19 protein-coding genes and 3 pseudogenes are annotated in these 24,805 nt (G+C 57.7%); 9 read left to right on the forward strand and 13 right to left on the reverse strand.

Annotated features, from left to right (window positions below):
• Positions 1-27 precede the first annotated feature (27 nt).
• Entirely contained in the window at positions 28-1,563 is a 1,536-nt protein-coding gene (locus AB7M26_RS20535; RefSeq protein ID WP_123494750.1) for an EAL domain-containing protein, read from the reverse strand.
• Positions 1,564-1,667: 104 nt separating this feature from the next.
• A complete protein-coding gene (locus AB7M26_RS20540) occupies positions 1,668-2,540 on the reverse strand; it encodes a LysR family transcriptional regulator (protein ID WP_123494749.1) in 873 nt (290 codons plus the stop codon).
• Positions 2,541-2,618: 78 nt separating this feature from the next.
• Between AB7M26_RS20540 and AB7M26_RS20545 the strand changes: the two genes are divergently transcribed.
• On the forward strand, positions 2,619-3,566 hold the full coding sequence (locus AB7M26_RS20545; protein ID WP_123494748.1) for a DMT family transporter: 948 nt from the start codon (positions 2,619-2,621) through the stop codon (positions 3,564-3,566).
• Between the two features lie 248 nt (positions 3,567-3,814).
• Positions 3,815-4,891: a 4-hydroxyphenylpyruvate dioxygenase gene (gene hppD / locus AB7M26_RS20550; protein WP_063343742.1), complete on the forward strand. Its 1,077-nt coding sequence runs from the start codon at positions 3,815-3,817 to the stop codon at positions 4,889-4,891.
• 128 nt (positions 4,892-5,019) lie between these two features.
• On the opposite strand, the gene rarD is transcribed toward hppD, so the two are convergent.
• The 3 genes from rarD to AB7M26_RS20565 form a co-directional block, all read right to left on the reverse strand.
• Positions 5,020-5,901, reverse strand: coding sequence for an EamA family transporter RarD (rarD, locus tag AB7M26_RS20555; RefSeq protein WP_123494746.1), 882 nt, complete (start codon positions 5,899-5,901; stop codon positions 5,020-5,022).
• A gap of 300 nt (positions 5,902-6,201) precedes the next feature.
• Positions 6,202-7,215: an aldo/keto reductase gene (locus AB7M26_RS20560; RefSeq protein ID WP_429385921.1), complete on the reverse strand. Its 1,014-nt coding sequence runs from the start codon at positions 7,213-7,215 to the stop codon at positions 6,202-6,204.
• A gap of 318 nt (positions 7,216-7,533) precedes the next feature.
• Positions 7,534-8,844 carry an MFS transporter gene (locus tag AB7M26_RS20565; protein ID WP_123494744.1) on the reverse strand — a complete coding sequence of 437 codons (1,311 nt, stop codon included), beginning with the start codon at positions 8,842-8,844 and terminating at the stop codon, positions 7,534-7,536.
• A gap of 169 nt (positions 8,845-9,013) precedes the next feature.
• On the opposite strand from AB7M26_RS20565, the gene AB7M26_RS20570 reads away from it, so the two are divergent.
• The 4 genes from AB7M26_RS20570 (at position 9,014) to AB7M26_RS20585 (ending at position 14,748) form a co-directional block, all read left to right on the forward strand.
• Positions 9,014-10,135 carry a sugar diacid recognition domain-containing protein gene (locus AB7M26_RS20570; RefSeq protein WP_123494743.1) on the forward strand — a complete coding sequence of 374 codons (1,122 nt, stop codon included), beginning with the start codon at positions 9,014-9,016 and terminating at the stop codon, positions 10,133-10,135.
• Positions 10,136-10,407: 272 nt separating this feature from the next.
• On the forward strand, positions 10,408-11,550 hold the full coding sequence (locus AB7M26_RS20575) for a glycerate kinase (protein WP_123494742.1): 1,143 nt from the start codon (positions 10,408-10,410) through the stop codon (positions 11,548-11,550).
• 344 nt (positions 11,551-11,894) lie between these two features.
• Entirely contained in the window at positions 11,895-13,520 is a 1,626-nt protein-coding gene (locus AB7M26_RS20580; RefSeq protein WP_429385924.1) for a methyl-accepting chemotaxis protein, read from the forward strand.
• A gap of 40 nt (positions 13,521-13,560) precedes the next feature.
• Entirely contained in the window at positions 13,561-14,748 is a 1,188-nt protein-coding gene (locus AB7M26_RS20585; protein WP_123494740.1) for a pyridoxal phosphate-dependent aminotransferase, read from the forward strand.
• A gap of 126 nt (positions 14,749-14,874) precedes the next feature.
• On the opposite strand, the gene AB7M26_RS20590 is transcribed toward AB7M26_RS20585, so the two are convergent.
• The gene (locus tag AB7M26_RS20590; RefSeq protein ID WP_123494738.1) at positions 14,875-15,780 is read right to left on the reverse strand and encodes an amino acid ABC transporter substrate-binding protein; all 906 of its coding nucleotides are present in this window, start codon (positions 15,778-15,780) and stop codon (positions 14,875-14,877) included.
• A 49-nt stretch (positions 15,781-15,829) separates the two neighbouring features.
• Positions 15,830-17,170, reverse strand: coding sequence for a putrescine-ornithine antiporter (gene potE / locus AB7M26_RS20595; protein WP_123494737.1), 1,341 nt, complete (start codon positions 17,168-17,170; stop codon positions 15,830-15,832).
• Positions 17,171-17,400: 230 nt separating this feature from the next.
• Here potE and AB7M26_RS20600 point away from each other — a divergent pair, with 230 nt between their 5' ends.
• The gene (locus tag AB7M26_RS20600) at positions 17,401-17,766 is read left to right on the forward strand and encodes a histone-like nucleoid-structuring protein, MvaT/MvaU family (protein ID WP_123494736.1); all 366 of its coding nucleotides are present in this window, start codon (positions 17,401-17,403) and stop codon (positions 17,764-17,766) included.
• 127 nt (positions 17,767-17,893) lie between these two features.
• Here AB7M26_RS20600 and AB7M26_RS20605 read toward each other — a convergent pair whose 3' ends face one another.
• Both AB7M26_RS20605 and AB7M26_RS20610 read right to left on the reverse strand, forming a co-directional pair.
• Positions 17,894-19,420 (reverse strand): cysteate racemase, encoded by a 1,527-nt coding sequence (locus AB7M26_RS20605; protein ID WP_123494735.1) that lies wholly within the window; start codon positions 19,418-19,420, stop codon positions 17,894-17,896.
• A 10-nt stretch (positions 19,421-19,430) separates the two neighbouring features.
• The gene (locus tag AB7M26_RS20610; protein ID WP_123494734.1) at positions 19,431-20,720 is read right to left on the reverse strand and encodes a dicarboxylate/amino acid:cation symporter; all 1,290 of its coding nucleotides are present in this window, start codon (positions 20,718-20,720) and stop codon (positions 19,431-19,433) included.
• A gap of 228 nt (positions 20,721-20,948) precedes the next feature.
• Between AB7M26_RS20610 and AB7M26_RS20615 the strand changes: the two genes are divergently transcribed.
• A complete protein-coding gene (locus tag AB7M26_RS20615) occupies positions 20,949-21,878 on the forward strand; it encodes a LysR substrate-binding domain-containing protein (protein ID WP_123494733.1) in 930 nt (309 codons plus the stop codon).
• Here AB7M26_RS20615 and AB7M26_RS20620 read toward each other — a convergent pair.
• A pseudogene (locus tag AB7M26_RS20620) lies at positions 21,808-22,020 on the reverse strand (hypothetical protein); the annotation flags it as partial. The gene AB7M26_RS20615 and the pseudogene AB7M26_RS20620 overlap by 71 nt on opposite strands.
• Before the next feature lie 233 nt (positions 22,021-22,253).
• Here AB7M26_RS20620 and lgt point away from each other — a divergent pair.
• Complete coding sequence (gene lgt / locus AB7M26_RS20625) at positions 22,254-23,063, forward strand: prolipoprotein diacylglyceryl transferase (RefSeq protein WP_123494732.1); 810 nt, start codon at positions 22,254-22,256, stop codon at positions 23,061-23,063.
• On the opposite strand, the pseudogene tnpC reads toward lgt, so the two are convergent.
• From tnpC to AB7M26_RS20640, 3 genes and pseudogenes are all read right to left on the reverse strand, one after another.
• Positions 23,060-24,226: pseudogene (gene tnpC, locus AB7M26_RS20630) on the reverse strand (IS66 family transposase); the annotation flags it as partial. The gene lgt and the pseudogene tnpC overlap by 4 nt on opposite strands.
• A gap of 3 nt (positions 24,227-24,229) precedes the next feature.
• Positions 24,230-24,469 (reverse strand): annotated as a pseudogene (gene tnpB, locus AB7M26_RS20635) (IS66 family insertion sequence element accessory protein TnpB); the annotation flags it as partial.
• A gap of 87 nt (positions 24,470-24,556) precedes the next feature.
• On the reverse strand, positions 24,557-24,799 hold the full coding sequence (locus tag AB7M26_RS20640) for a transposase (RefSeq protein ID WP_123494731.1): 243 nt from the start codon (positions 24,797-24,799) through the stop codon (positions 24,557-24,559).
• Positions 24,800-24,805 lie beyond the last annotated feature (6 nt).

Below are 24,805 nucleotides of genomic sequence, written 5' to 3' on the forward strand. Positions count from 1 at the left end.
CATGGCTTCGCCCCTTAGAGCGGTTAGTTAACGATCACTTAATGCTCTAATGAATTCCGCGCCGGGTATCGGCCGACCAAACAGATAACCTTGCAGGAAGTTCACGCCTTGGGCCGTCAGATAGTCACTCTGTTCTACGGTTTCCACGCCTTCGGCGACAATACCCAGATCGAGTTTGGCCGACAGTTCGATGATGCTGTCCAGAATGTGTCTGGACAGGGCGTCGACGCCAATCATGGCGACAAAGCTCTGATCGATTTTCAGAAAGTCCACATTGAATTGACGCAAATAACCCAGGCTTGAGTGACCGGTGCCGAAGTCATCGATCGCGATCATCACGCCCAACTCGTGAAGCTGCTCGAACAATTGCAAGGTGATGGCTGTAGGCTCGATGAGTTCGCGTTCGGTCAGCTCCAGCACCAGGTTGATGCTGCCCGGGGCGAAAGCGCTGAGGAATTCGCGGCAGTCCTCGACCAGTTCCAGATCCCGGCAGTGACTGGCGGTGATGTTGATGCCAATGTGAAATGGCCCGTCGAACGAGGTCGACAGGGGAGCCAGCAATGCGCAGGTCTGTCGCATCAACGAGCGAGTCATCGGCACGATCAGCCCGGAATGTTCGGCAAACGGGATGAACAGATCAGGGCGTACCAGGCCTTCCTTGGGATGTTTCCAGCGCATCAATACTTCGGCGCCGGACCACTGCTTATTGTCGCCGTGCACCACGGGCTGAAAATATGGAATGAACTCTGCTGCCTCCAGCGCCCGCTGCATTTCACGGCTCGGCGACATCGAGCGTTTCTGCAGCACATGTCCGATCGAGCCGGACACCACACCGAAGAACATCAACAGACTGAACAGCGGCGGGTACTCACTGCGCATATAACGCCAGGTTTCTCCTTCGGGAAAACCTGCGGCTACGGTAAAGGCATAACGCGAGGACGCCAGCGTGTTTTGCGCCACCGGCAAGGCGGGCAGCGCATCGTCGTGGACCTTGCCGTCGGCCGACAACCAGTGAGGACCGACTTGCAACAACAATAATGTTTTGCGACCGATCAGGCGCAGCACATTACTCAGGTGATAACCGTCCAGCGTGGTCAATGCGCCCTGGTTTCCTTCGCTCAGCCGATACACCAGCAACGCGGTATCGGGCGTGACCGGGTTGCCGTTCATGAGCCATAGCTTGCCTTGGGTGTAATCGTCGGGATTGATCTTTTCCTGATATTCACCGAACAACGAACTGCAATAGAGGTTGGTGTTCCATACAAGATTGGTTGAGCGCACGAATGGTCGGCGGGTGACTTGTTCGCGTAAGGCCAGTTTGACGTCATTGCAATTCTGGCCGGCCAGCGGCAATAGCTCTTGCGCCGCTAGTGCGGTGTTGTCGAGCATCAGCTCGAATTGGCGAACGGCTTCTTCGCCAGTCAGTTCAGCACTTTGCTTGAGCGTACGTTCAGCCTGCAGATAGAGAATGGCGACTCCCAGCAACACCGGAAGCAATCCGCTCAAAACAGTCACAACGATCCGGGTACCACGTTTACGGCGGCTTTTGAAGTTCAGTGGCATTCGCAAATCCATCGCGATAAAAGAGGGGCTCTCAAAGACTGGCAGGGCGACACGCCTCCTGGAAGAGTTCAGCCATGATAGTTGGCCGACGGCGCTTATGCCGCTCAACGTTCATTCAGGCTTGAGGCCAATTTGATGAAGGCCAGCGTAGCAGGTGATGACTGACGCTGATCGAGCACTGCCAGCCCGATTTGACGGCCGACCGGTGGCGACAGCGGTTTTTTCACGTAGCGGTTGTCGTTGTCGTCAGGCAAAGAGCCTTCGGCGACAACGGTCAGGGCATCGCCTCGGCCTACGGTGTCCAGCGTGCTGAGCAACTGCGAGCAGCGATAGCGAATGTTCGGCGTCAACCGCGCCGCATTAAATAGGCGCGACACCAGTTCCGAAGAACCGGCTTCGGTCAGCACAAAAGGGTCGTGGCATAAATCGCTCAAGCTCAAACTGTCGCGACCGGCCAGCGCATGGTCGGCAGGCAGCAGCGCGACCATCTGGTCTTCGATCAGCCCAAAAGTGTCGAAACGCTCCAGCGGCAGCACCACGAAGCCGATATCGATACGCCGTTCTTCCAGCCACTGGATCACCTGGCGATCTGGCCCTTCGTCGATGTGAACCTCGATGCCCGGGTGTGCGGCGCGGTAATGCTGCAGGATTTTCGGCAGCAGTTTGATCGATGAAGTTGGGCCGAACGAGCCGATGCGCAGGGTGCCGCGTTTCATTCCACGGGCATCCGCCGCTTCCTGGCGCAACGTGTTGGCAAGCCCGAGCATCGCCCGAGCACGCAGTAACAGCTGCTGGCCGATGTCACTCAGCTCGACCTGGGACTGATGCCGACGCAGCAGTTCTACACCCAGCTCCTGTTCCAGCGACTTGAGCGCGTGGGACACCGCTGATTGGGAAATCTCCAAACGATGGGCCGCCGCCGTGAAGCCGCGCAGTTCGGCCACCAGGGAGAAAATCTCGAGTTGCGTAAGGGTCATGAGTATTTACTCATTTTACGATGATCTGGCATTAGTCGAATGATACGCCATGTGCCCGATATCTGATGGTGGAGACTTATGACTACGTGTGAACAGACCCTGGTGAATTCTTCCGATGTACCGGTTTATCTGAAACTGGCAGCGGTCACCATGATCTGGGGCGGGACGTTCGTCGCCGGGCGATTTCTGGCCGACAGCCTCAGTCCGCTATTGGCCGCGAGTCTGCGGTTCTTGCTGGCGAGCGTGGCGTTGCTGCTGTTTCTGTTGCTGGCGCGGGTGCCTTTGGTGCGCCCCAGCCCTCGGCAATGGCTGCAACTGACGCTGCTGGGTTTTTTCGGGATTTTCTTCTACAACCTGTGCTTCTTTTATGGGCTGCATTACATCAACGCGTCACGGGCATCGTTGATCGTGGCGTTGAATCCGGCCGTGATCGGCCTGGCATCGTGGCTGTTGTTCAAGGAGCGACTGAGCCGAGCGAAAGTGACCGGTATCGCTATCTGCATTGCCGGCGCCAGCCTGGTGATCATCAGCCGCAATCCGCAGTTACTGGCCGGTGGCACTGATGCCTGGATCGGCGATCTGTTGATCTTCGGCTGCGTGCTCGGCTGGGGCATTTATTCTCTGTTCTCCAAAGGCCTGAATCAAACGTTGGGGCCGGTGCAGACGGTGACGTACTCGATTTTGCTGGGCACGCTGATGCTCTGGGTGACCAGCGCCGTGCGTGGTGAGCTGAGTGTCGCGGCGCTGGCTGAACTCGGCACGCAACAATGGTTGAGCCTGCTGTACCTGGGCGTACTGGGTTCGGCATTGGCCTATATTGGTTATTACGACGGTATCCGCAAAATCGGTGCGACGCGTTCGGGTGTGTTCATCGCCTTGAACCCGCTGACTGCCGTTCTGTTTGGCGCATTGTTGCTGGGTGAGCAATTGACACTGGTGATGTGCCTGGGTGGCGGGCTGATCCTGGCGGGGATTTTTCTGTGCAACAAACCGCTTGCGCACGCTACAAAAAGGGGGATTTTATAAGAAGGCGGACAAACTGATTTACGCTGTGTAGAATCGGGTTACGCATATAAGAATAATCGTCTTCTGGCAGCAGAAGCCTCGCCCGCAAGAGCCTTGGGTCGACAATGAAGAGTTTTGGGTTTCAATTGATCTACGGTGACTTCCTCGCCCGCAGCGTGCGGGGCATCTCCTGCGCGCCACCCGCCGGTCTCAGCATTGCTAGCAACTAACGATCCGTTAATTGACAAGAAAATGATGAGGCGCCAACCATGGCAGATTTATACGAAAACCCAATGGGCCTGATGGGCTTTGAGTTCATCGAATTCGCATCGCCGACCCCTAACACCCTGGAGCCGATCTTCCAGATCATGGGCTTCACCAAGGTCGCGACCCACCGTTCCAAAGACGTGCACCTGTATCGCCAGGGCCAGATCAACCTGATCCTCAACAACGAACCCAACAGCGTGGCGTCGTACTTCGCGGCCGAGCATGGCCCGTCGGTGTGCGGCATGGCGTTCCGCGTCAAGGATTCGCAAAAGGCTTACAAGCGTGCCCTGGAACTCGGTGCCCAGCCGATCCATATCGAAACCGGTCCGATGGAGCTGCACCTGCCGGCGATCAAAGGCATTGGCGGCGCGCCGCTGTACCTGATTGACCGTTTCGGCGAAGGCAGTTCGATCTATGACATCGACTTCGTGTTCATCGAAGGCGTTGACCGCAACCCGGTCGGAGCCGGCCTGAAGATCATCGATCACCTGACCCACAACGTGTATCGCGGTCGCATGGCTTACTGGGCCAACTTCTACGAGAAGCTGTTCAACTTCCGTGAAATCCGCTATTTCGACATCAAAGGCGAATACACCGGCCTGACCTCCAAGGCCATGACCGCGCCGGACGGCATGATCCGTATCCCGCTGAACGAAGAGTCCTCCAAGGGCGCCGGGCAGATTGAAGAGTTCCTGATGCAGTTCAACGGGGAGGGCATCCAGCACGTGGCCTTCCTCAGTGATGACCTGATCAAGACCTGGGATCACTTGAAAAGCATCGGTATGCGCTTCATGACGCCGCCGCCGGACACCTACTACGAAATGCTCGAAGGCCGTTTGCCGAACCACGGCGAGCCGGTCAACGAATTGCAAGCGCGGGGCATTTTGCTGGACGGTTCGTCCGAGTCGGGCGACAAGCGTCTGCTGCTGCAGATCTTCTCGGAAACCCTGATGGGCCCGGTGTTCTTCGAATTCATCCAGCGTAAAGGCGACGATGGCTTCGGCGAGGGCAACTTCAAGGCACTGTTCGAATCCATCGAGCGTGACCAGGTTCGTCGGGGTGTGCTCTCTACCGATTAACCCGGTTCAGCTTTAAAACTGTGGGAGCGAGCCTGCTCGCGATGGGGACTTCAGATTCAACATGGATGTTGGCTGAAAGACCGCTATCGCGAGCAGGCTCGCTCCCACATTTTATTGTGCATGCAATGTTACGGGCGTCGATGACGCATCAGATGCTTGAACCCTTCAAACACCAACACCAACACCGCCAACCAGATCGGAATGTAGGTCAGCCATTCCCCCGCCTTGATGCTTTCCCCCAGCAGCAACGCAACGCCGAGCAACAGCACCGGCTCGACGTAACTCAACAACCCGAACAGGCTGAACGGCAGCAACCGACTGGCAATGATGTAGACCACCAGCGCCGAAGCACTGATCACCCCGAGTATCGGGATCAACAGCGACAGCCACGGATGTTGATCAAACACGCCGAAACCTTGCTCGCCGCCCTGCACGAACCAGAACGCCACCGGCAGCATCAACGCCATGTCCAGCCAGAGCCCGCCAAGGTTGTCTGTCGCCAGGCGTTTGCGCAGGATGAAATAGATCGGATAGCCGACCACCACCAGCAAGGTCGCCCAGGAAAAACCGCCGACCTGATACAACTCGTTGAGCACGCCAAGGCTGGCGAAGAACACGGCGATTTTCTGCAGATAGGAAAGACGCTCGCCATAGGCGATTCGCCCGGTCAGGACCATGGACAGCGGCAACAGGAAATACCCCAGCGACACGTCGAGGCTATAACCGTTGAGCGGTGCCCACATGAACAACCAGAGTTGCAGGCCCAGCAGCACTGCGGAGCCAACCAGCCCGACAATCAGCTTCGGCTTGCCAGCCAGCCGCCGAACAATCTCGACCACGCGCTTCCATTCACCGGACACCACCATGAACACCGTCATGCACGGCGCGGTCAGCAGCATCCGCCAACCGAAGATTTCTACGCCACTCAAGGGGGAGAGCAGCGAAGTGTAGTAATACATGACGGCAAACAGCATCGAGGCTGTAACCGATAGAGCGATACCTTTAGACAAACTGTCCTCGCGGGTTGAAGGTCAAACGGGGCGCGCAGGATACGTGGTTTTTGTGTTGAATATTGGCCGAGTGATCAATATTTACAACATCCTGGCGGATCCTCAGCCAAAGCATAGTCAGCAGACCGATCCTCAACCTGTGGGAGCTGGCTTGCCTGCGAAGAGGCCGGTACATCCAACAGCTCTGGTGACTGACCCACCGCTATCGCGGGCAAGCCCGCTCCCACAGTGACCGTGACCGCCAACAGATCTTGTGATCGACACAAAACCCTGTGGGAGCGGGCTTGCCCGCGATAAATCTCAAGCCGTATGCGGTTTACGCCCCGGTACAAAGTGGCTCACGTCATTGAACCCCGGCGTCGACGCGTGCCCCGGTGTCACTAGCGAATCAATAAACGCCTCGTCCTCAGCCGTGATCTTCACCGCCTGCGCCTTGGTGTACGCATCCCACTGTTCTTCAGTGCGAGGCCCGACGATGGCCGAAGTCACAGCGCCATTGTTCAGTACCCAGGCAATCGCGAACTCGACGATACCCACGCCACGGCCCTGCGTGTATTCCTGGATCTGTTGGGCAATGCGTAACGACTCCACCCGCCATTCGGTTTCCAGGATGCGTTTGTCCTGACGGCCCGCGCGGCTGTTGGCGTCCGGTGTCACGTCGGGCACGTACTTGCCGCTGAGCACACCGCGCGCCAGCGGGCTGTATGGCACCACACCGAGGCCATAGTTTTGCGCGGCAGTGATCTGCTCGGTTTCCGCCTGACGGTTGACGATGTTGTACAGCGGCTGGCTGATGACCGGCCTGTCGACACCGAGTTTGTCGGCGATGCGGATGACTTCGGCAATACGCCAGCCACGGTAATTTGACAGGCCCCAGTAGCGGATCTTGCCCTGGCGCATCAAATCGCCAATGGCGGACACCGTGACGTCCAGCGGCGTGTTGTGGTCTTCGCGGTGCAGGTAATAGATGTCCAGATAATCGGTGCCCAACCGCGTCAGGCTGGCGTCGATGCCATTGAACAGGTGCTTGCGGCTCAGGCCGCTGCGGTTCGGCATACCGTCCACCGGTCCGAAGCCGACCTTGGTGGCCAGTACCCATTCCTGCCGCCGACTGGCGATCGCTTCGCCGACGATCTCTTCGGAACGGCCGTTGGTGTACACGTCCGCAGTGTCGATGAAATTGATGCCCTGGTCCCAGGCCTTGTCGATGATTCGCAGGGAATCTTCGGTGCTGGTCTGCTCGCCGAACATCATGGTGCCCAATGTGAGGGTCGACACCTGTAAACCCGAATGACCCAGCGTGCGATAGCTCATGACGAAATCCTTTTACCGGTCAGAAAGCCCTAATCAAATACCAGAACCGTGACTGGGAGCAATCGGAATTATCAGGCCTGATTACCTGTGGCGAGGAGGCTTGCCCCCGTTGGGTCGCGAAGCGGCCCCGGCATTTCAAAGTTAAACCGCATGTAATGGGTTTACGACTGCTTCGCAGCCGAACGGGGTGATGCGGCACTCCGACAAGCCCCCTCGCCACAAAAAGCAAAAAGATCGCAGGCTGCGCCAGTTCCTACAGGGTGTACATCATTCCCGTGTAGGAGCTGGCGCAGCCTGCGATCTTTTGATCTTGCCCTTTTAAACCCGCAACGTCCGCGTCATGCGCAACGCCAGCAAACTCCCACAAACAATCACACCCGCCAGCAGATACAGCGCCGCATCAGTCGACCCGGTGCTGTCCTTGACCCAACCCACCAGATACGGACTAAGAAAACCCGCCATCTGCCCCATGGAGTTGATCAACGCCAACCCACCGGCAGCCGCGCCCGCGCTGAGCATTGCGGTCGGCACGGGCCAGAACATCGGCAGGCCGGTGAGGGCGCCCATGGTGGCGATGGTCAGCCCGAGAATGGCGATGGCCGGGTTAGCGGCGAAGTTCACCGCAATCAACAGACCCACCGCGCCCATCAGCATCGGCACCACCAAGTGCCAGCGGCGTTCTTTGCGCAAATCAGCGGAACGACCGACCATCAACATAAACACCGCCGCCAGCAGGTACGGAATCGCACTGAGCCAACCGATCACCAGGTTATCGCTGAAACCCAGATTCTTGATGATCGACGGCAACCAGAAGTTGATCGCGTAGACACCGCTCTGGATGCAGAAATAAATCAGGCCGAAGGCCCAGATCGCCGGGTTCTTGAACACCGCCAGCAGGGAATCAGTGGCGGTATTCGGTTTGCTGGCCAGGTCTTGCGCGTGATCGGCTTCAAGCACCGAACGCTCGTAGGGGGTCAGCCACTTGGCGTTGGCGTAACTGTCGCTGAGCAGGAAGTAGGCGAGGGCGCCGAGGATCACCGTCGGAATGCCTTGCAGCAGGAACATCCACTGCCAGCCGGCCAAACCAGCCTGGCCGGCGCCGAAGTGGTTGAGAATCCAGCCGGAAAACGGGCTGCCGAGCAGGCCGGACACCGGGATCGCCGACATGAACAGCGCCATGATGCGGCCACGACGGAACGTCGGGAACCATTGCGAGAGGTAAAGCACCACGCCCGGGAAGAACCCGGCTTCGGCGGCACCGGTAAACAGGCGCAGGGTGTAGAACTCGGTCGGGGTGGTGACGAACAACAGGCAAGTCGACAGCGTGCCCCAAGTGATCATCATCAGCGCGATCCAGCGTCGCGGGCCGAATTTGGTCAGGGCCAGGTTACTCGGTACGCCGCACAGTACGTAGCCGATGAAGAAGATCCCGGCGCCGAGGCCGTACACGGTTTCGCTGAATTTCAGTGCGTCGAGCATCTGCAGCTTGGCGAACCCGACGTTCACCCGATCGAGGTAATTGAACAGGTAGCAGATGAAGATGAAGGGGATCAAGCGCAGGGTAATGCGTTTGTAAACGGCGTTTTTGTCGTCAGCGGTGGCCAGGGTAGCTGCGGCGCTCTGTGACATGGCGGGCTCTCTCTTTATTATGATTTTTTGCGACGCAAGGGTAACGTTGATCGCCCAGTGAGTCTCGGCCACCCCTTGGGTGGTTGTCTTTGTGCCTGAGCACAGGGTTTATGACCAAGGCCTGTGCGGGTGAACAACCCGTTCCATCACGTTCTCAAGGAACCGCGCTATGTTCGAACTCGATCACGACCTGGCCCAGGACATCGTCGACCGGGCGATGGCCATCCTGCCGTACAACGTCAATGTCATGGACAGCCAGGGGCTGATACTCGGCAGCGGCGAACCGGAGCGCATCAACACTCGCCACGAAGGCGCGCAATTGGTATTGGCCAACGGGCGCGTGGTGGAGATCGACGCGCAAACAGCGATTCACCTCAAAGGCGTGCAACCGGGGATCAACCTGCCGCTGTTGCTCGATCAGCGTTTGATTGGGGTGCTGGGCATTACCGGCGAACCCGAGCAATTGCGCACCTACGCCGAGCTGGTGCGCATGACCGCCGAGATGCTGGTGGGCCAGCGCAATCAGCAGGCCGAACAGCAATGGCGACGCCAGCGTTGCGATGATCTGCTGGCGCTGCTGCTCAGCGAGGCGGGGGATTCGCCGCGGTTGCTGGACGAAGCGCAGCAACTGGGACTCAAACCGCAATTGACGCGGGTGCCTTATCTGTTCGAGTTGGGCCTGGAACACGGCCCGGGGCAAACCGTCGAAGCGCTCAGCGCCTGGCTGATGTCGCGTTATCCGGACAGTTGGTGCGTGAGCTCGGCCAAGTCTTCGTTGCTGTGGTGCCGACCGGCAACTCCAGCGATCGAGAACGAACGGCTGCTGGAAAAGCTCGATGGCCTCGGCTGGAATATTTTGCGCATTGCCGTGGGCGGGCAGGCCGATGGATTGTCGGGATTGCGCCGTTGCTATCGTCGGGTCGGTGATTTGCTGGCCTACGGGCGTGATGTGTTGCCGCATTCGCGCTTATTGACCCTGAACCGCTATCGGCTACCGGTGATGCTCTGGCGGCACCGCAATGACGATGCCCTGGATGAACTGCTGCGTCCGCTGCGCAAAGTCATCGCCAAGGATGGCAACGGCCAACTGCTGGCGACCCTGCGCAGTTGGTGCGAACACGACGGCCAGAGCCAGGCCTGCGCCGATGCCTTGGGCATCCATCGCAACAGTCTGCGTTACCGCATGGAGCGGATCGCCGAACTCAGCGGCGTCGACCCGCTAAAGCTGGACGGAATGCTCGCGCTTTACCTTGGCGTCCAGCTGCTCCCCCAGGCAGACGCCAACCCATGAATCACACAATTCCCTGTGGGAGCGGGCTTGCCCGCGAAGAGGCCATCACATCCAACATGCATGGTGACTGACACACCGCCATCGCGGGCAAGTCGGATCGCCGCACCGCCGCTCCCACAGTGATTTGTGGTGGTGCACAGATTTGTGAACGACGCTGCTCCCGCCGGGTTTTGTGGAAATGAACAATAATCCTCATGCCCGCTTGTGCAGCGGACCGGCGTTATTGTTCATGGCGGCTGGCAGCATGGACGCATTGAAACTGGAGAGTTCGCATGAAAATCGTCATCGCCCCCGATTCGTTCAAGGACAGCCTGAGTGCTCAAGGTGTGGCCGAGGCCATTGCGCTGGGGTTGGCGGAAGTCTGGCCGGATGCACACTTGATCAAGTGCCCGATGGCTGATGGCGGGGAAGGCACGGTCGAATCGATTCTGGCCGCATGCGACGGCGAACTGCACCGTATCCATGTTCGCGGGCCGCTGGGTGCCACGGTCGATGCCGCGTGGGGCTGGTTGCCACAGAGTCACACCGCGATCATCGAAATGGCCGAGGCCAGTGGCCTGCAACTGGTTGCGCCGAACCTGCGCGATGCCTGCACCAGCAGCACCTACGGCACCGGTGAATTGATCCGCGCCGCGCTGGATGCCGGCGCGCAACGGGTGATCCTGGCGATTGGCGGCAGCGCCACCAACGACGGCGGGGCCGGGGCGATGCAGGCCTTGGGTGTGAAACTGCTGGACGCTCAGGACCAAACCCTGGTGCCGGGTGGTCTGGCCCTGGCGCAATTGGCCCGCCTCGATCTGAGTGAGATCGATCCGCGTCTGGCCCAGGTGCGCTTCGACATCGCCGCCGACGTCAATAACCCGCTGTGCGGCCCTCACGGTGCCTCCGCGATTTTCGGCCCGCAGAAAGGTGCGTCACCCGCACAAGTCGAGCAACTGGACCAGGCCCTCGAGCACTTTGCTGAACTCTGCGCACAAGCTTTGGACAAAGACGTGCGCGACGAACCGGGCAGCGGCGCGGCGGGCGGCTTGGGGTTTGCCGCCAAAGCGTTTCTCGGTGCGCAATTTCAAGCCGGGGTGGAAGTGGTCGCTGAACTGGTCGGGCTGGCCGAGGCGGTCAAGGGCGCCGATCTGGTGATCACCGGTGAAGGTCGTTTCGATGCCCAGACGTTGCGCGGCAAAACCCCGTTTGGCGTGGCGCGCATCGCACACCAGCACGGCGTGCCGGTCATCGTCATCGCCGGCACCTTGGGGGAGGGGTATCAGGCGCTGTACGAGCATGGCATCGATGCGGCCTTTGCCTTGGCCAGCGGACCGATGACATTGGAGCAGGCCTGCGCTGAAGCACCGCGTTTGTTGCGTGATCGCGCCCGTGATATTGCGCGGGTGTGGCGGGTGGCGGCCCGCAAGGCCTGACTCAATCTTCAGCAGAAAGAAATCCTTGTGGGAGCGGGCTTGCCCGCGAAGCGGTGTGTCAGGCACCACCAATGTTGACTGTGCCGCCGCCTTCGCGGGCAAGCCCGCTCCCACAGGTTCTGCATTTAAGCTAACGAGTGTTTCACCGCTGAAACACTCCTGCCTCCCTCGAAAAATATTTCTCCAACCCCTGCAACAAACCTCAACCCCGGCCGATACAGCTAACAGGCGCACACAAACCTATTACAACAGTGGCGCCAAACTGAAAGGTGCGCGCGCCATCGCCCGCCCGAACAGTGATCCCCCGCAAGGATGCTCGCCGCCTCAATTACCGAGATCATCCTATGTCACTGCGTAATCTGAAAATCGCGCCTCGAGCTTTCCTGGGTTTCGCCTTCATAGCCTTGCTAGTGATCGCGCTGGGTGTTTTTGCGGTGAACCGCATGTCGATCATTCGCCAGGCCTCTGTCGATATGGAAATGACGCAGTTACCCAGCATCGGGTTTCTGGGTAACGTGACGGAAAACGTCCTGCGTCTGCGGATTCTCTCGTTCCGCGTGCTGGTCAACCGGGATCCGGCGGCGTTGCAGGAAGCCCAGACCCGCATCGGCGTGCTCGTCGACAAGGTGCGCAGCGCCCAAGCCAGTTATGCCGCCTTGCCGGCCAGCCCTGAAGAAGCCGCGCTGTACAAAACCTTCGCGACAACCCTCGACAACTACATGCAGGCCCAGAGCCAAATGCTGGACCTGTCGCGGCAGAACAAACTGGAGGAGATGCGCGCCCTGATCAATACCCGGATCAAGGAAGGCACCGATCAGATGGGCGAGCAACTGAACAAACTGGTGGCGCTCAACGCCGCCGATGCCAAAGCCGCGTCGGCCAAGGCGGGCGAGCATTACAGCGAAGCCTTTATCGGCATCGTGACGGTGGCGGTGACGGCTTCGTTGCTGACCGTGCTGCTGGCCTGGCTGTTGACCCGCAGCATCCTCACACCGCTGAACCGTGCGGTGCTCGCGGCCGAAACCATTGCTGGTGGCAACCTGAGCAAGGTCATCGAGGTCGACGGCAACGACGAACCGGCGCGTTTGCTCGGTGCCTTGGCCGCCATGCAGATCAACCTGCGCAAAACCATCGAACAGATCGCCGGCTCCGCGACGCAACTGGGCGCCGCCGCGGAAGAACTCAGCACCGTGACGCAAGAAGCGTCCCGGGGCCTGCAACAGCAAAACAACGAAATCGAACAGGCCGCCACCGCCGTCAACGAAATGACTGCCGCCGTGGGAGAAGTGGCGCGCAACGCGGTGTCGACCTCCGAAGCCTCGAACCAGTCGACCCAGGCGGCCCGCGAAGGTCGTGACCGAGTGGTGGAAACCGTCGACGCGATCCAGACCATGACCCACGACGTGCAAAACACCGCGTTGATGATCGAGGGCCTGGCGACTCAGGGCCGGGACATTGGCAAAGTGCTGGACGTGATTCGTGCCATCGCCGAGCAAACCAACCTGCTGGCCCTCAACGCCGCGATCGAAGCGGCCCGTGCCGGGGAAGCAGGGCGTGGCTTTGCCGTGGTGGCGGACGAGGTCCGGGCGTTGGCCCATCGCACCGCGCAGTCGACCCAGGAAATCGAGAAGATGGTCGCCGGTATCCAGAACGGCACCGGCGAAGCGGTCTCGTCGATGCAACAAAGCAATCAGCGCACCCAAAGCACACTGGAAATGGCTCGTGCGGCAGGTATCGCCCTGGAGCAGATCACCCAATCGATTCAACTGATCAACGAACGCAACCTGGTGATCGCCAGCGCCTCGGAAGAACAGGCTCAGGTGTCCCGTGAAGTCGACCGCAATCTGGTGAACATTCGCGACCTGGCTACCCAGTCTGCCGCCGGTGCCAACCAGACCAGCGCCGCCACCCACGAACTGTCGCGATTGGCGGTTGATTTGAATGCGATGGTGGCGCGTTTCGTGATTTGAGATAGGGTTGAAACTGGAACTCGCGCGTTAGGAGAAGTACATGCGCTATTCAGCCTTGACCCAACGAATCGATGGTGACGGAGCCGCAGCCTGGAAGATTCATGATCGAGCGCTGGAATTGCGCGAGCAGGGCGTCGACGTGTTGCTGCTTTCCATTGGCGACCCGGATTTCGACACGCCGCTGCCGATCATTCACGCCGCCATCGATAGCCTGTTGGCGGGTGACACCCATTACTCGGATGTCCGCGGCACCCGTACGCTGCGCAGTAGCATCGCCAGCCGTCATCAGCGGCGCAGCGGCCAATTGGTAGATGCTGACCATGTGATCGTACTACCTGGCGCGCAGTGCGCGGTGTATTCGGTTGCCCAATGCCTGCTCGACCCTGGCGACGAAGTGATCGTTGCCGAACCGATGTATGTGACCTACGAAGGCGTGTTCGGCGCCTGCGGGGCCAGCGTGGTGCCGGTGGCGGTGCGTCCGGAAAATGGCTTTCGGGTTGAACCGGCGGATGTCGCGGCGCTGATCACCCCGAAAACCCGCGTCATCCTGCTCAACAGCCCGAACAATCCCTCAGGCGCCAGTCTGTCGTTGAAGAGCTGGCAAGCGTTGGCAGCGTTGTGTGTGCGGCATGACCTTTGGCTGATCAGCGACGAGGTCTACAGCGACCTGTTGTTTGAGGGCGAGCACATCAGCCCGGCCAGTCTGCCGGGCATGGCCGAGCGCACCGCGACGATCAACAGTTTGTCCAAATCCCATGCCATGACCGGCTGGCGAGTGGGCTGGATGATCGGCCCGAAACCGTTGGCTGAACATTTGATGCATCTGTCGCTGTGCATGCTGTTCGGCCTTCCGGATTTCGTCCAGAACGCCGCGCAAGTAGCGCTCGATAAAGACTTGCCGGAAGTGGCACTGATGCGCGAGGAATATCGCCAGCGTCGCGATCTGGTGTGCGCAAGGCTCAGCGGTTGCCCGGGTATCCGGCCGATCAAACCGGATGGCGGAATGTTCGTGATGGTCGATGTGCGCCAGACCGGGCTCGGTGCGCAAGATTTTGCCGAGCGTTTGCTGGAAGGGTACGGCGTGTCGGTGCTGGCGGGCGAAGCCTTCGGGCCGAGCGCGGCGGGGCATATTCGCATTGGCCTGGTGGTAGATCAGGCGAGGCTGGCGGATGCATGCCAGCGGATTGCATCGTGTGCGGCGCAGTTGCTGCAGGTGCGACGGGCCTGAAGGATGTGTGTTGAGTTTGATGGCCTCTTCGCGGGCAAGCCTCGCTCCTACGGGTTTTTTTGACGTTCACAAAACCCTGTGGAGCGGGCTTGCCCGCGATGGCTGTTGTACTTTTCAGGATTGCCTCTACGGTATCGCATAGACCTTGAACAGCTTTTTGTCCGTGTCGGTAATGCCTTCCAGGTAGGTGCCGTATGCCTGCTCGATCTCGCCCGATCGATACATTTCACTCAGCGCGGTGTCGACCAGCAAACGGAAATCTTCATCGTCTCGATCCACCGCCATTGCAGTCGGCGAGTACTCAAAAACTCGATCCAGCAGGACCAGATTCCCTGCGGAATAGTGATTGGCGAGGAGATTCTTCAGCATCATGCGTTCGGCGAAGAAGGCATCAGCTTTGCCTTCGGCGACCAGTTTGAGGCCCGCTTCAGTGTTCTCGACCGTGACCAGGGTGGCTACCACCCCGAGTAATCGCATCTGCTGACGGATCCATGCCTCGGTGACGCCACCTGCGGTGGCGGCATAGGTTTGGTTGGCCAGCCCATGATTGATGGTCGCACGCCAGGTCGGTCCGGTATGGGCTACTTTGCCATTAAGTACATTGAGCAACGCCTCAGGCGCTTCCTGGCGCACCACTGCCGAGAGGCCGGCGGTGTAGATCGGAACCGAGAAGCTCACACGCTTGCGTCGCTCCAATGTGGGGGGCGTCGGCGTACAGAGGATGTCGATCTCGCCCGAGCTCACGGCACTCATCTCGTCGTTGACGGAGACGGGTCGGTAACGTACCTGCATCGCGGGCAAACCCAGTTCGGTCTTGATTTTGTCGGCGACCTTCAGACAAAGCTCGATCGCATAACCACTGGCTTTGTCACCTTCCTGGACGCTAAAAGGTGCGAAGTCCGGCAGGTAACCAAGGGTGAAGGTATTGCTCGCCTGCACGCGTTCAAGGGTATTGGCACCAGCCAGTACCGGCACCATTGTGAGCAGGCAGACGAACAGCAAGTTAGTGACTTTGGTCAGTTGTACGTTCATATCCTTGGCGCCCCGCATTCGGATGTCTGTGCTGTCTTGACGATTACAGCTAAGGATTGCCCGCCCTGGTCTGAGCGGTTGGAGACGCATCGACAAAACGCTTGGAGAGGAAGCCATAAAGCAGGTAGCCGAATGTAAGGACAATGAGTCCACCGAAAACGGCATCTTTGCCGCAGGCATAAAGGGCGTACAACGAATAGGCCACGGCGATCAGTAATAGCGTCGTGTTGCGGGTGTAGACCCCTGTACTGACTTTGGCTTTGTACATCATGACCAGCAGGCCGGTGGCGGCTGTCACGTATGGGATCAGGTTGGTCACTGCTGCCAGGCTGACGAGCTTTCCGAACTGGGCGCTGGCATTGGGCGAGATGGTCGACAGTGCCATCAAGGTCTGCAAGACGCCGCAGACGATCATGCCGACAATGGGCGCGTTCTGTGTGCTGACCTTGCTGAACAGTTTCGGAAACATCCCTTGGTCAGCGGTCATCTTGGCCGTTTGCGCCAGGGTGAACTGCCAGCCCAGCAGCGAACCGACACAAGCCATCACCGCCAGCGCCATGACAATGTTGCCGACCGTGGGGGTGAACATGTGTGCATAGACGAGCGCGAAGGGCGCCGAAGAGTTGGCCAGTTCGGCATTGGGGATGATGCCCTGGATGACCGTAGTCGACAGCACATAGACCACTGCCGCACCCAGCGTGCCGAACAGGCAGGCCAACGGTACGGTGCGCTTGGGATCTTCCACTGCATCGCAGGCCTGTGCCGCCGACTCCATGCCCAGGAAAGCCCACAGGGTAAGGGGAATAGCCTTACTGATAGCGTCGGAGATCGGCAGGTTGTTCGGATTCCAGGCGGCAATCAGCACATCGGGCTTGAACCAGAACCAACCGATGATGCTCAAGCCTGCCACCGGGATGATCACCCCCCACACGGTAATCGCGCCGATCTTGCCGGTGATACCGGGGCCACCGAAGTTGGCCACGGTGGTCAACCAGAGCAGGCCAACCGTACCGATAAACAGAGGAATGGCGCCACTGCCCAGCCAGGGCACGAACGATGTCATGTAACCCACCGCAGAGATGGCGACGGCCACGTTGGCGATGCCCAGCGAGAGAAAATACAGGTACGAACAGAGGAAGAAGCCTGATTTGGCATGCGCCTCTTCGGTGTAGGCAGACAACCCGCCTGAGCGCAGGCAGTAAATGCCGCACTGGGAAAAGCAGTAAGCGATGGCCATCGAACCGACGGCAGTGACGATCCATGACAGCAACGAAACGGCTCCGAGTTGGGCCATGCTCGTCGGCAACATGATGATGCCCGACCCCATCATGTTCACCGTCACCAGAGTGGTGAGCCCCATGAGGCTCATTTTCTTGTTTGAGTCGGCCATCGGAAACTCCTTGATCTGCTCAACACATTGACCATAGCCCTGATTGCCATGCTCAAGGTCGGGAAATAGCCCATCGAACAGATTTATAGCCAGTCAGTCTCATCGAAGATGGCTTTTGGGGTTCTGAACAGCAAAAAGAAATGGCCGACAGGGTATGACTCCATTGTAGGGGGGACTTTTCTTTAGCTGGCTCTGTCACATGTACATACAAAACAGATATGAGGTTTTACATGTCCAAGCTTGCAGAGTTCCGTGAACTGGAAAAACATCTGGCTAAACAGCTCCAGGTGCTCGAGGCACTGAAAGGTGATGCAGGCCTTCAAAAGGAAATTGATTTCGAAAAGAAGCTGCGTGATTTGCTAGCCAAATACGGCTATAGCCTGAAAGACGTGATCAATCTTCTTGAGCCACAAACTGGTCGTCGCGCATCAGTAACCGCGCCGAAATCCGGCACACGCAAGCCACGCCAGGTGAAGATCTACAAAAATCCAAACACTGGCGAAGTCGTCGAGACCAAGGGCGGCAACCAGAAGAGACTGAGGGAATGGAAATCCAAATTCGGCTCTGCCACTGTCGAGTCCTGGCTAACCAAGTGAGTTTGATTTGAGTACAAAAAAGGCCTGAGGAGGGCAATGCCAGTCAGTTAAGCGAGTAAACCGCTTTTCGTAGGAGCCAGCGGTGCGGCGATCCGACTTGCCGCACCGCTGGCTCCTACATGTCCGATCATTGCCCGAGAAGGGCCTTTCTGTAGCTGACACGGGCTAGTGCCTGAGGCTTGACCGTATTTTCACGGGCAAGCTCAATACACTTCAATGCCAAAATAGTTGTCGGGTCGATCAACGCCACCGTATGTTTTTTTATCTTGTAAGCTTCGCTATGTTCGAGCACCAGAGGCAGCTCTGTACAACCCAAGATGAGCACATCAGCGCCCAGTTCACATAAGTGCTCAGCAGCGGTTAGAAGCTGGTCTTTGCATATGCCGTCAGTGAAACCCGCTTTAACACCATGGTCTCCATAAATCGACTCCATGACCAACACTTGGTAATCCACGCCAGGGGTGATGACGTGAAGTCCTGCTCGCCGGGCAGCCTCGTGATAGACCTGACTTTTGATTGTGCCGGACGTCGCTAGCAGCCCTACGGTTTTGCCAGCACCGTATTGCTGGGCGATAGCCTCAACCGTCTCAGTCAACATATTCACTATGGGGACACGCAGGTGCGCCTGGATGCGTTCGACGAAGGCGTGAGCTGTATTGCACGGAATCGCAATGGCATTGGCTCCAGCGCTTTCAAGACGCTTGCATGTTGCATACATCGCCATTGTCGGGTCGGTGTCGTCATACAGCAGGTTGGCTGTGCGATCAGGAATCTGGGGGTTTTGTTCGACCACCATTTTAATGTGCTCTTGATCTCGGCCTGCCGGTGTATGCGCAACTACCTTACCCATGAAGTCGACTGTTGCCGCCGGCCCAACTCCGCCAACTATCCCTAATTTAAACGGCGGACGAGTCAACTGGCCGCTTTGCGACGTCGCGAAACCGGCATAAACCTCGTTGATGTCCAGAGCTGTGATGCCTCGCCGTTGCAGATCACCACAGATCAATGAGAGCTCAGTCATACCCGGCAATATGATTGTGGCTCCCTGATCCTGAAGCGAAAGGCACGCCTTATAAACACACTCTAGCGGCACCCCGTCTAGGTACCCGTCTTTGATGCCGTTAACGCCATACATCGCGTCCATCAACCCGGACTGCTCGTTATCATCTGGATACACGAGTTTGAAGTCATTGCCGAAATATCGCTCAAACAGCCCGGAGTGGCGAACATAGTCGGATGCGATGATTCCCAACGTACTGCCGCGTTCAGCGACGTGATCAATATGCTTGCGCAACGCAGCCACCATATCCAGGACGGGTATGCCTATTTCCTCCTGAATTTCCTCTCGAAAGGTGTGACTGGCAAAGCAAGGTAGTAAAACGGCATTTACTTCGCTTGCCTCGAATGTCTGACAAACCTGAAAAACGTAGAACTTCCTGGAGGTCATGTTCGCGCCCCGGTCCAGGGGCATCAGGACGTCTTTGAAAGGGTGTTGCTCAAACAGGAAGTGATAGCGACCTTGATCTTCCAAAATAGCTCTGGACTTCACCAATTTGTAGAAAAGATCGCCGCCGGCCAGTGAGCCAAGTCCGCCGACGATACCTAGTTTGCGAGCAAACGATGACCCGCTGGACGGCTTCGATTTACCTTTCATGTTCAGGTTCTCAGGCGGTGGCTGCAGTATGAATCGGGAGCGGAGATTTCGTGCCGGGCGCTTCTTCAACTTCTTCATGTGGTTCTGATTTGGCAACCACAGCCGTTGCGATGCTATTGCCAACCACGTTGGTGGCAGTCCTGGCCATATCAAGGAATTGGTCAATGCCAAGGATTAGCAAAATACCGGCTTCGGGAAGATTGAACATGGGTAACGTAGCCGCCACCACAACCACCGATGCTCGGGCTACACCGGCCATTCCCTTACTGGTAATCATCAGCGTCAGCAAGATGAGCAGTTGCTGTGTGAAGCTCAAGTCAACGTTGTAGGCCTGAGCAATGAACATGATGGCGAACGCTTGATACATCATCGAACCATCAAGATTGAATGAGTAACCCAGCGGTAGAACGAAGCTGGATACGCGCTTCGGCGCACCAAACTTCTCCAGTGCCTCCATGGTTTTCGGATACGCGGATTCGCTACTGGCAGTCGAGAATGCTAACAGGACAGGTTCGCGAATCAGCTTGCCCAAGGTAAATACTGAGCGACCCAGGAACAGGTAGCCGGCAGCGAACAGCACGCACCACAGCATCACAATACCCAAGTAGAACTCGGCAATCAGTTTTCCGTAATCGACTATCAAGCCAAGGCCCTGAGTGGTGATAGCCGATGCGATGGCCGCGAAAACCCCAATGGGCGCGAAGGCCATGACGAAGTCCGTGACCTTGAACATCACCTTGGCCAGCTCTTCGATGCTATCGACAATTGTCGTGTAACCAGCTCGTTTCACACCCGCCAAGGCAAACCCGAAGAACAACGAGAACACCACGATTTGCAGGATTTCGTTGTTGCTCATTGCTTCAGCAATGCTGCGGGGAAACACGTGACTGATGAATACCTTGAGGCTGAAATCCCCGGTGTTGACCACCGCAGGGCTTGCCGCATGCTGGACGACCTCCATGTTCAGTCCCGCACCGGGCTGGAACAGATTGACCAGGCCCATGCCGATTGCCAGCGAGATCACCGAAGCGGTTACGAACCAGACCATGGCTCTTAGGCCAATACGCCCAACGGAGCGGGAGTTTCCCATGCTGGCAATGCCGCCAACCAAAGTGGCGAACACGAGAGGCGCGATGATCATCTTGATCATGCGTAAAAAAATGTCGGTGAGCATCGAGAAGTAGGACGCGATCTCTTTGGCGCTTTGTTCGCTCCCTGCGAAATGGTGGCACGCCCAACCGACAAGCACGCCCAAGGCGATGCCAATTGCGATCCGACGCGGAAGTTTATTTTTCTTCACGGAGCTTTCCTCAAGTGGTTTTTTTGCTTTTTTTACTTGGCAGGAGACAAGTGTCATTGGGTCGAAGCTCTATGGCATCGCTTCAACGTTTTCGATTCTAGGGGCGGGATTGAAAGGTCGTGATGAGTAATCCCGATAGCCTCATGCGCTTTTGGAATAGTTTCGAAACTTCTGCTTCGTCCTGACTGAGGCGCAGTACACTGCGCATTCGGGGCGTGAGGTACCGGTATGCAAATCAAATGGTTGGATGATCTTTTAGCGATTTCCGAGTGGAAGAACTTTTCTCGGGCTGCGGAGGTTCGCTGCGTGACCCAGTCGGCTCTGTCGCGTCGCATACGGTCACTTGAGGAATGGGTAGGCGCGGAGTTGGTAGATCGCGGTACTTATCCCGTTCAGCTCACACCTGCGGGGCGAAGTTTTTGTGAAGAAGGCCGCGAGGCATTAGCAGGGTTATTGAGACTGCGCTCAGCCCTGCGTGAGGTTGAGCGAATGCCCGGGCGATCCATCCAGGTGACTGCTGGCCACAGCCTTTCAATGACATTTCTACCGAAATGGCTAACCCAGTTTCAGCAGCACAATGAGCAGTTCAACGCCCGAGTCGTTGCCGCGAACATTCATGATGCCGTCATAGCCTTGGAGGAGGGGAGTTGCGATCTGATGATCGTCTACCACCATCCCCTGGCACCCATTCTTCTAGACCCGGAAAAGTTCGGATGCCTGACGTTGGGGCATGACGCCTTTATTCCGTTGTGTGCCCCTGACAAGAAGGGGAAACCGCTGTATCGCTTGCCCGGCACCTCAGCTAAAGCTGTGCCTCACCTCGCTTATACGGCCACAACTTTTCTAGGTCGCGTTGCCGACATAGTCATCAAAAATGGTCCAAGTGTGAGTGTGCTGGAACGGTGCTATGAGGCAGACATGGCAATGCTTTTGATGCGAATGGCGATAGAGGGGTATGGCGTGGCATGGTTGCCACAAAGCGCTGTCATTGACGAGCTTCAGCGAGGTCAGTTGGTAAAAGCGGGTGGTGATGAATGGAGTACGCGACTGGAGATACGCTCCTATTGCTCCATCACCAACGAGAACCCTACGATGCGCAGTCTATGGAAAACCCTCGAAGGAGCTTCCCGCGATCTCCATGGCAAAACAGCTCATTGAAGGCAAAAACGGCCGCCACGCCCAGCACAGTGGCGCTCAACTCGAAGGTCGCTCGATAGCCGCTCAAGTCAAAGACCAGCCCGCCAACGGTTGCGCCAGACGCAATTGCCAGCTGGATGATCGCCACCATCAAGCCGCCTCCCGTGAGCGTCCGCCCAACTCACATTGTGTGACTCAGGCAGCTATCAATCACCTCTATGCCATTTGCCCTGATCCCTGCGGCTAAGTGCTCCATGGCCGATGAACTGATATGGTTGCGAACTGATTCCTGTGACAGAGCTTGCGGCCCATGAGGCTTCATCTGTAGCGCATTGATTTACAGGGAAAGGGATAACTGCAAGTGGAAGCGTCTGCTAGCCAAGGAGAGATTGCGCGATGGAGCAGTATTTTGTATGGAACGCCGACCCTGTACTGATGCGGTTCGGAGTGCTCGATATCCACTGGTACGGCGTCCTGTTCGCAGCCGCGTTTGGCTTCGGTATGGCGATCATGAGGTTTATCTTCAGACGAGAAGGTAAGCCTGAGGGTGACCTGGACGCTCTGCTGATCTATCTCGGCTTGGGTACAGTGCTCGGCGCCCGGCTTGGGCACGTGCTGTTTTACGATCCAGCGTTTTACTTCAGCAATCCTGCGGAAATCCTAGCCATCTGGAAAGGCGGGCTAGCAAGCCACGGCGGCGCTATTGGACTCGCCCTTAGCCTCTATCTATTCTGCCGACGTCGTTCCGACATAGGCTATCTCTGGCTGCTGGACAGGATTGCCATAGTAGCTCTTTTGGGCGGCTGTCTGATCAGAGTGGGCAATTTCTTCAATTCTGAGATCGCCGGTGTTCCGACGGATATTCCGTGGGCAATTGTATTCTCCCGAATTGATACGCTGCCTAGGCACCCCACGCAACTCTATGAAGCATGCGTCTATCTTGTAATGTTTTTGCTGATGTTCTTGCTGTACCAGAAACGCCGCACCACCCTGGAACCGGGGTTCCTGAGCGGGTTGTTTTTGTCAGCAGTCTTCTCGGCGAGATTCCTGCTTGAATTCACCAAGATGCACCAAGCCAGCTATGACTATTCCCTGCCACTAAACGTTGGCCAACTGTTGAGCATTCCGCCTGTTCTCGTCGGGCTGACGCTCATGGTTCTAGCCAAACGGAGTGGCAGAAAATTGCTATGTGAGCAAACGAGTTAGGCAATAGGCAGGCTGTGGGCAAGAAGGGTGAAACCTTGCCACCTGTGTGGCAGCAACTGATCGATTTCACTCGCCCGCTGCGTAGGCAGCCGCGTGAGGACGTCCTTCAAATAGGCATATGGATCATGCCCGTTGAGCCGCGCAGACTGGATTAAACTCATGATCGCAGCCGCCCGTTTCCCGCTGCGCAACGACCCTGTGAAGAGCCAATTTTTACGTCCAAGAGCCCAAGGGCGTATCAGGTTCTCGGCCCAATTGTTATCTATGGGTACAGCCCCGTCATCGAGGTAGCGCGACAGCGCTGCCCAGCGTTTCAGGCTGTAATCGAGTGCTCTGCTGATGGCTGAGCCTTCGGGCACGAGGTCACGCTGGGCGATCATCCAGGCATGGAGCATATTCATCACGGGTACGGCTTTTTCTTGTCGTATTCGGCGCCGTAAATCCGGTTCCAGGTCGCGGACTTCGCTCTCGATTTCGTACAATAACTGGATATAGCGCAAGGCTTGCTCGGCGAGCGTGCTTTTATTTGTAGCGTGCAGTTCGAAGAACTTACGTCGGGCATGGGCCATGCATCCGATCTCGGTCACGCCGAGTTCAAAGCTGGCCTTGTAGCCACCAAAATCATCGCAGACTAGCTTGCCCCTCCAGCCTTGCAGGAAGTTGCGAGCATGCTCACCGGCGCGGCTGTGGCTGAAGTCATAAACGACAGCCGCTGTCTCGCAGAACTGGCTGGTGGCGTAGGCCCAAACATAGGAACGGTGAGTTTTCTTTGTTCCCGGCATGAGCATCTGCACCGGTGTTTCATCGGCGTGGATCACCTGCTGTTCAAGCACTACGTCGCGCAGCGCGTCGACCAGCGGCTGCAACTGCACGCCAGTCACGCCCACCCATTGAGCCAGTGTTGAGCGTGGAATTGCCAAGCCCGCTCGACCGAAGATCGGCTCCTGACGGTAAAGAGGCAGATGGTCGGCAAACTTGGCGATCATGACGTGGGCCAGCAGCCCGGCGGTCGGGATGCCCTTGTCGATGACCTGCGCCGGAACCGGTGCCTGGATCCGGGTTTCGCAGTCATCGCAGACCCATTTGCCACGGACATCGCGTTCAACGGTGAACACGCCGGGCGTGTAGTCCAGCTTCTCGCTGACATCCTCGCCGATGCGCTTGGAGCCATGGCGAATACCTGGCCAGTGGAACTTTCCCTGGTTCAGGCGACGAGCAGCCAGCCAGACCCCGAAGCCGTCATGCACCAGAACTTTTATGCGAGTAGCGCGGCGGTTGGCGAACAGATAAGCACAGTGCGGCTGCGCCGCACCGAACACCGCGATCACTCTGGCTAACCCCGTTTCGGTACCCGCGCGCATATCCATCGGCTCCGTGGCGAGCCAGATGGAATCGATGCGGATCATCGGAGTAAGTCTCGAAGAAAGGTTGCGCAGGCAGCAGCATTTTCAGTTGGCCAGTCCACTTTGACGGTGCCACGCGGGTGCTGGATTTCAACACAGATATTCGTCGATGGTAGCTTGCGAATTTGCTCCGGTCAGCGGTATGGGGAGCGGAATAAATGCAGGTTGCAGCGTCGTGCTTTTCTGCGCTTGCAGCCGAATCCATTTGTGGACGAGGTTTGCGTTGAGACTATGACTGAGCGCGATGCTGGCAATCGAAGCGCCGGGTTGGGCACACTCTTGAATGACCTGGGCCTTGAAGGACTTGGAATAGGAACGGCGTGTTGGCTGCATGAAATA

This window comes from Pseudomonas sp. F-14 TE3482 (assembly GCF_053629455.1).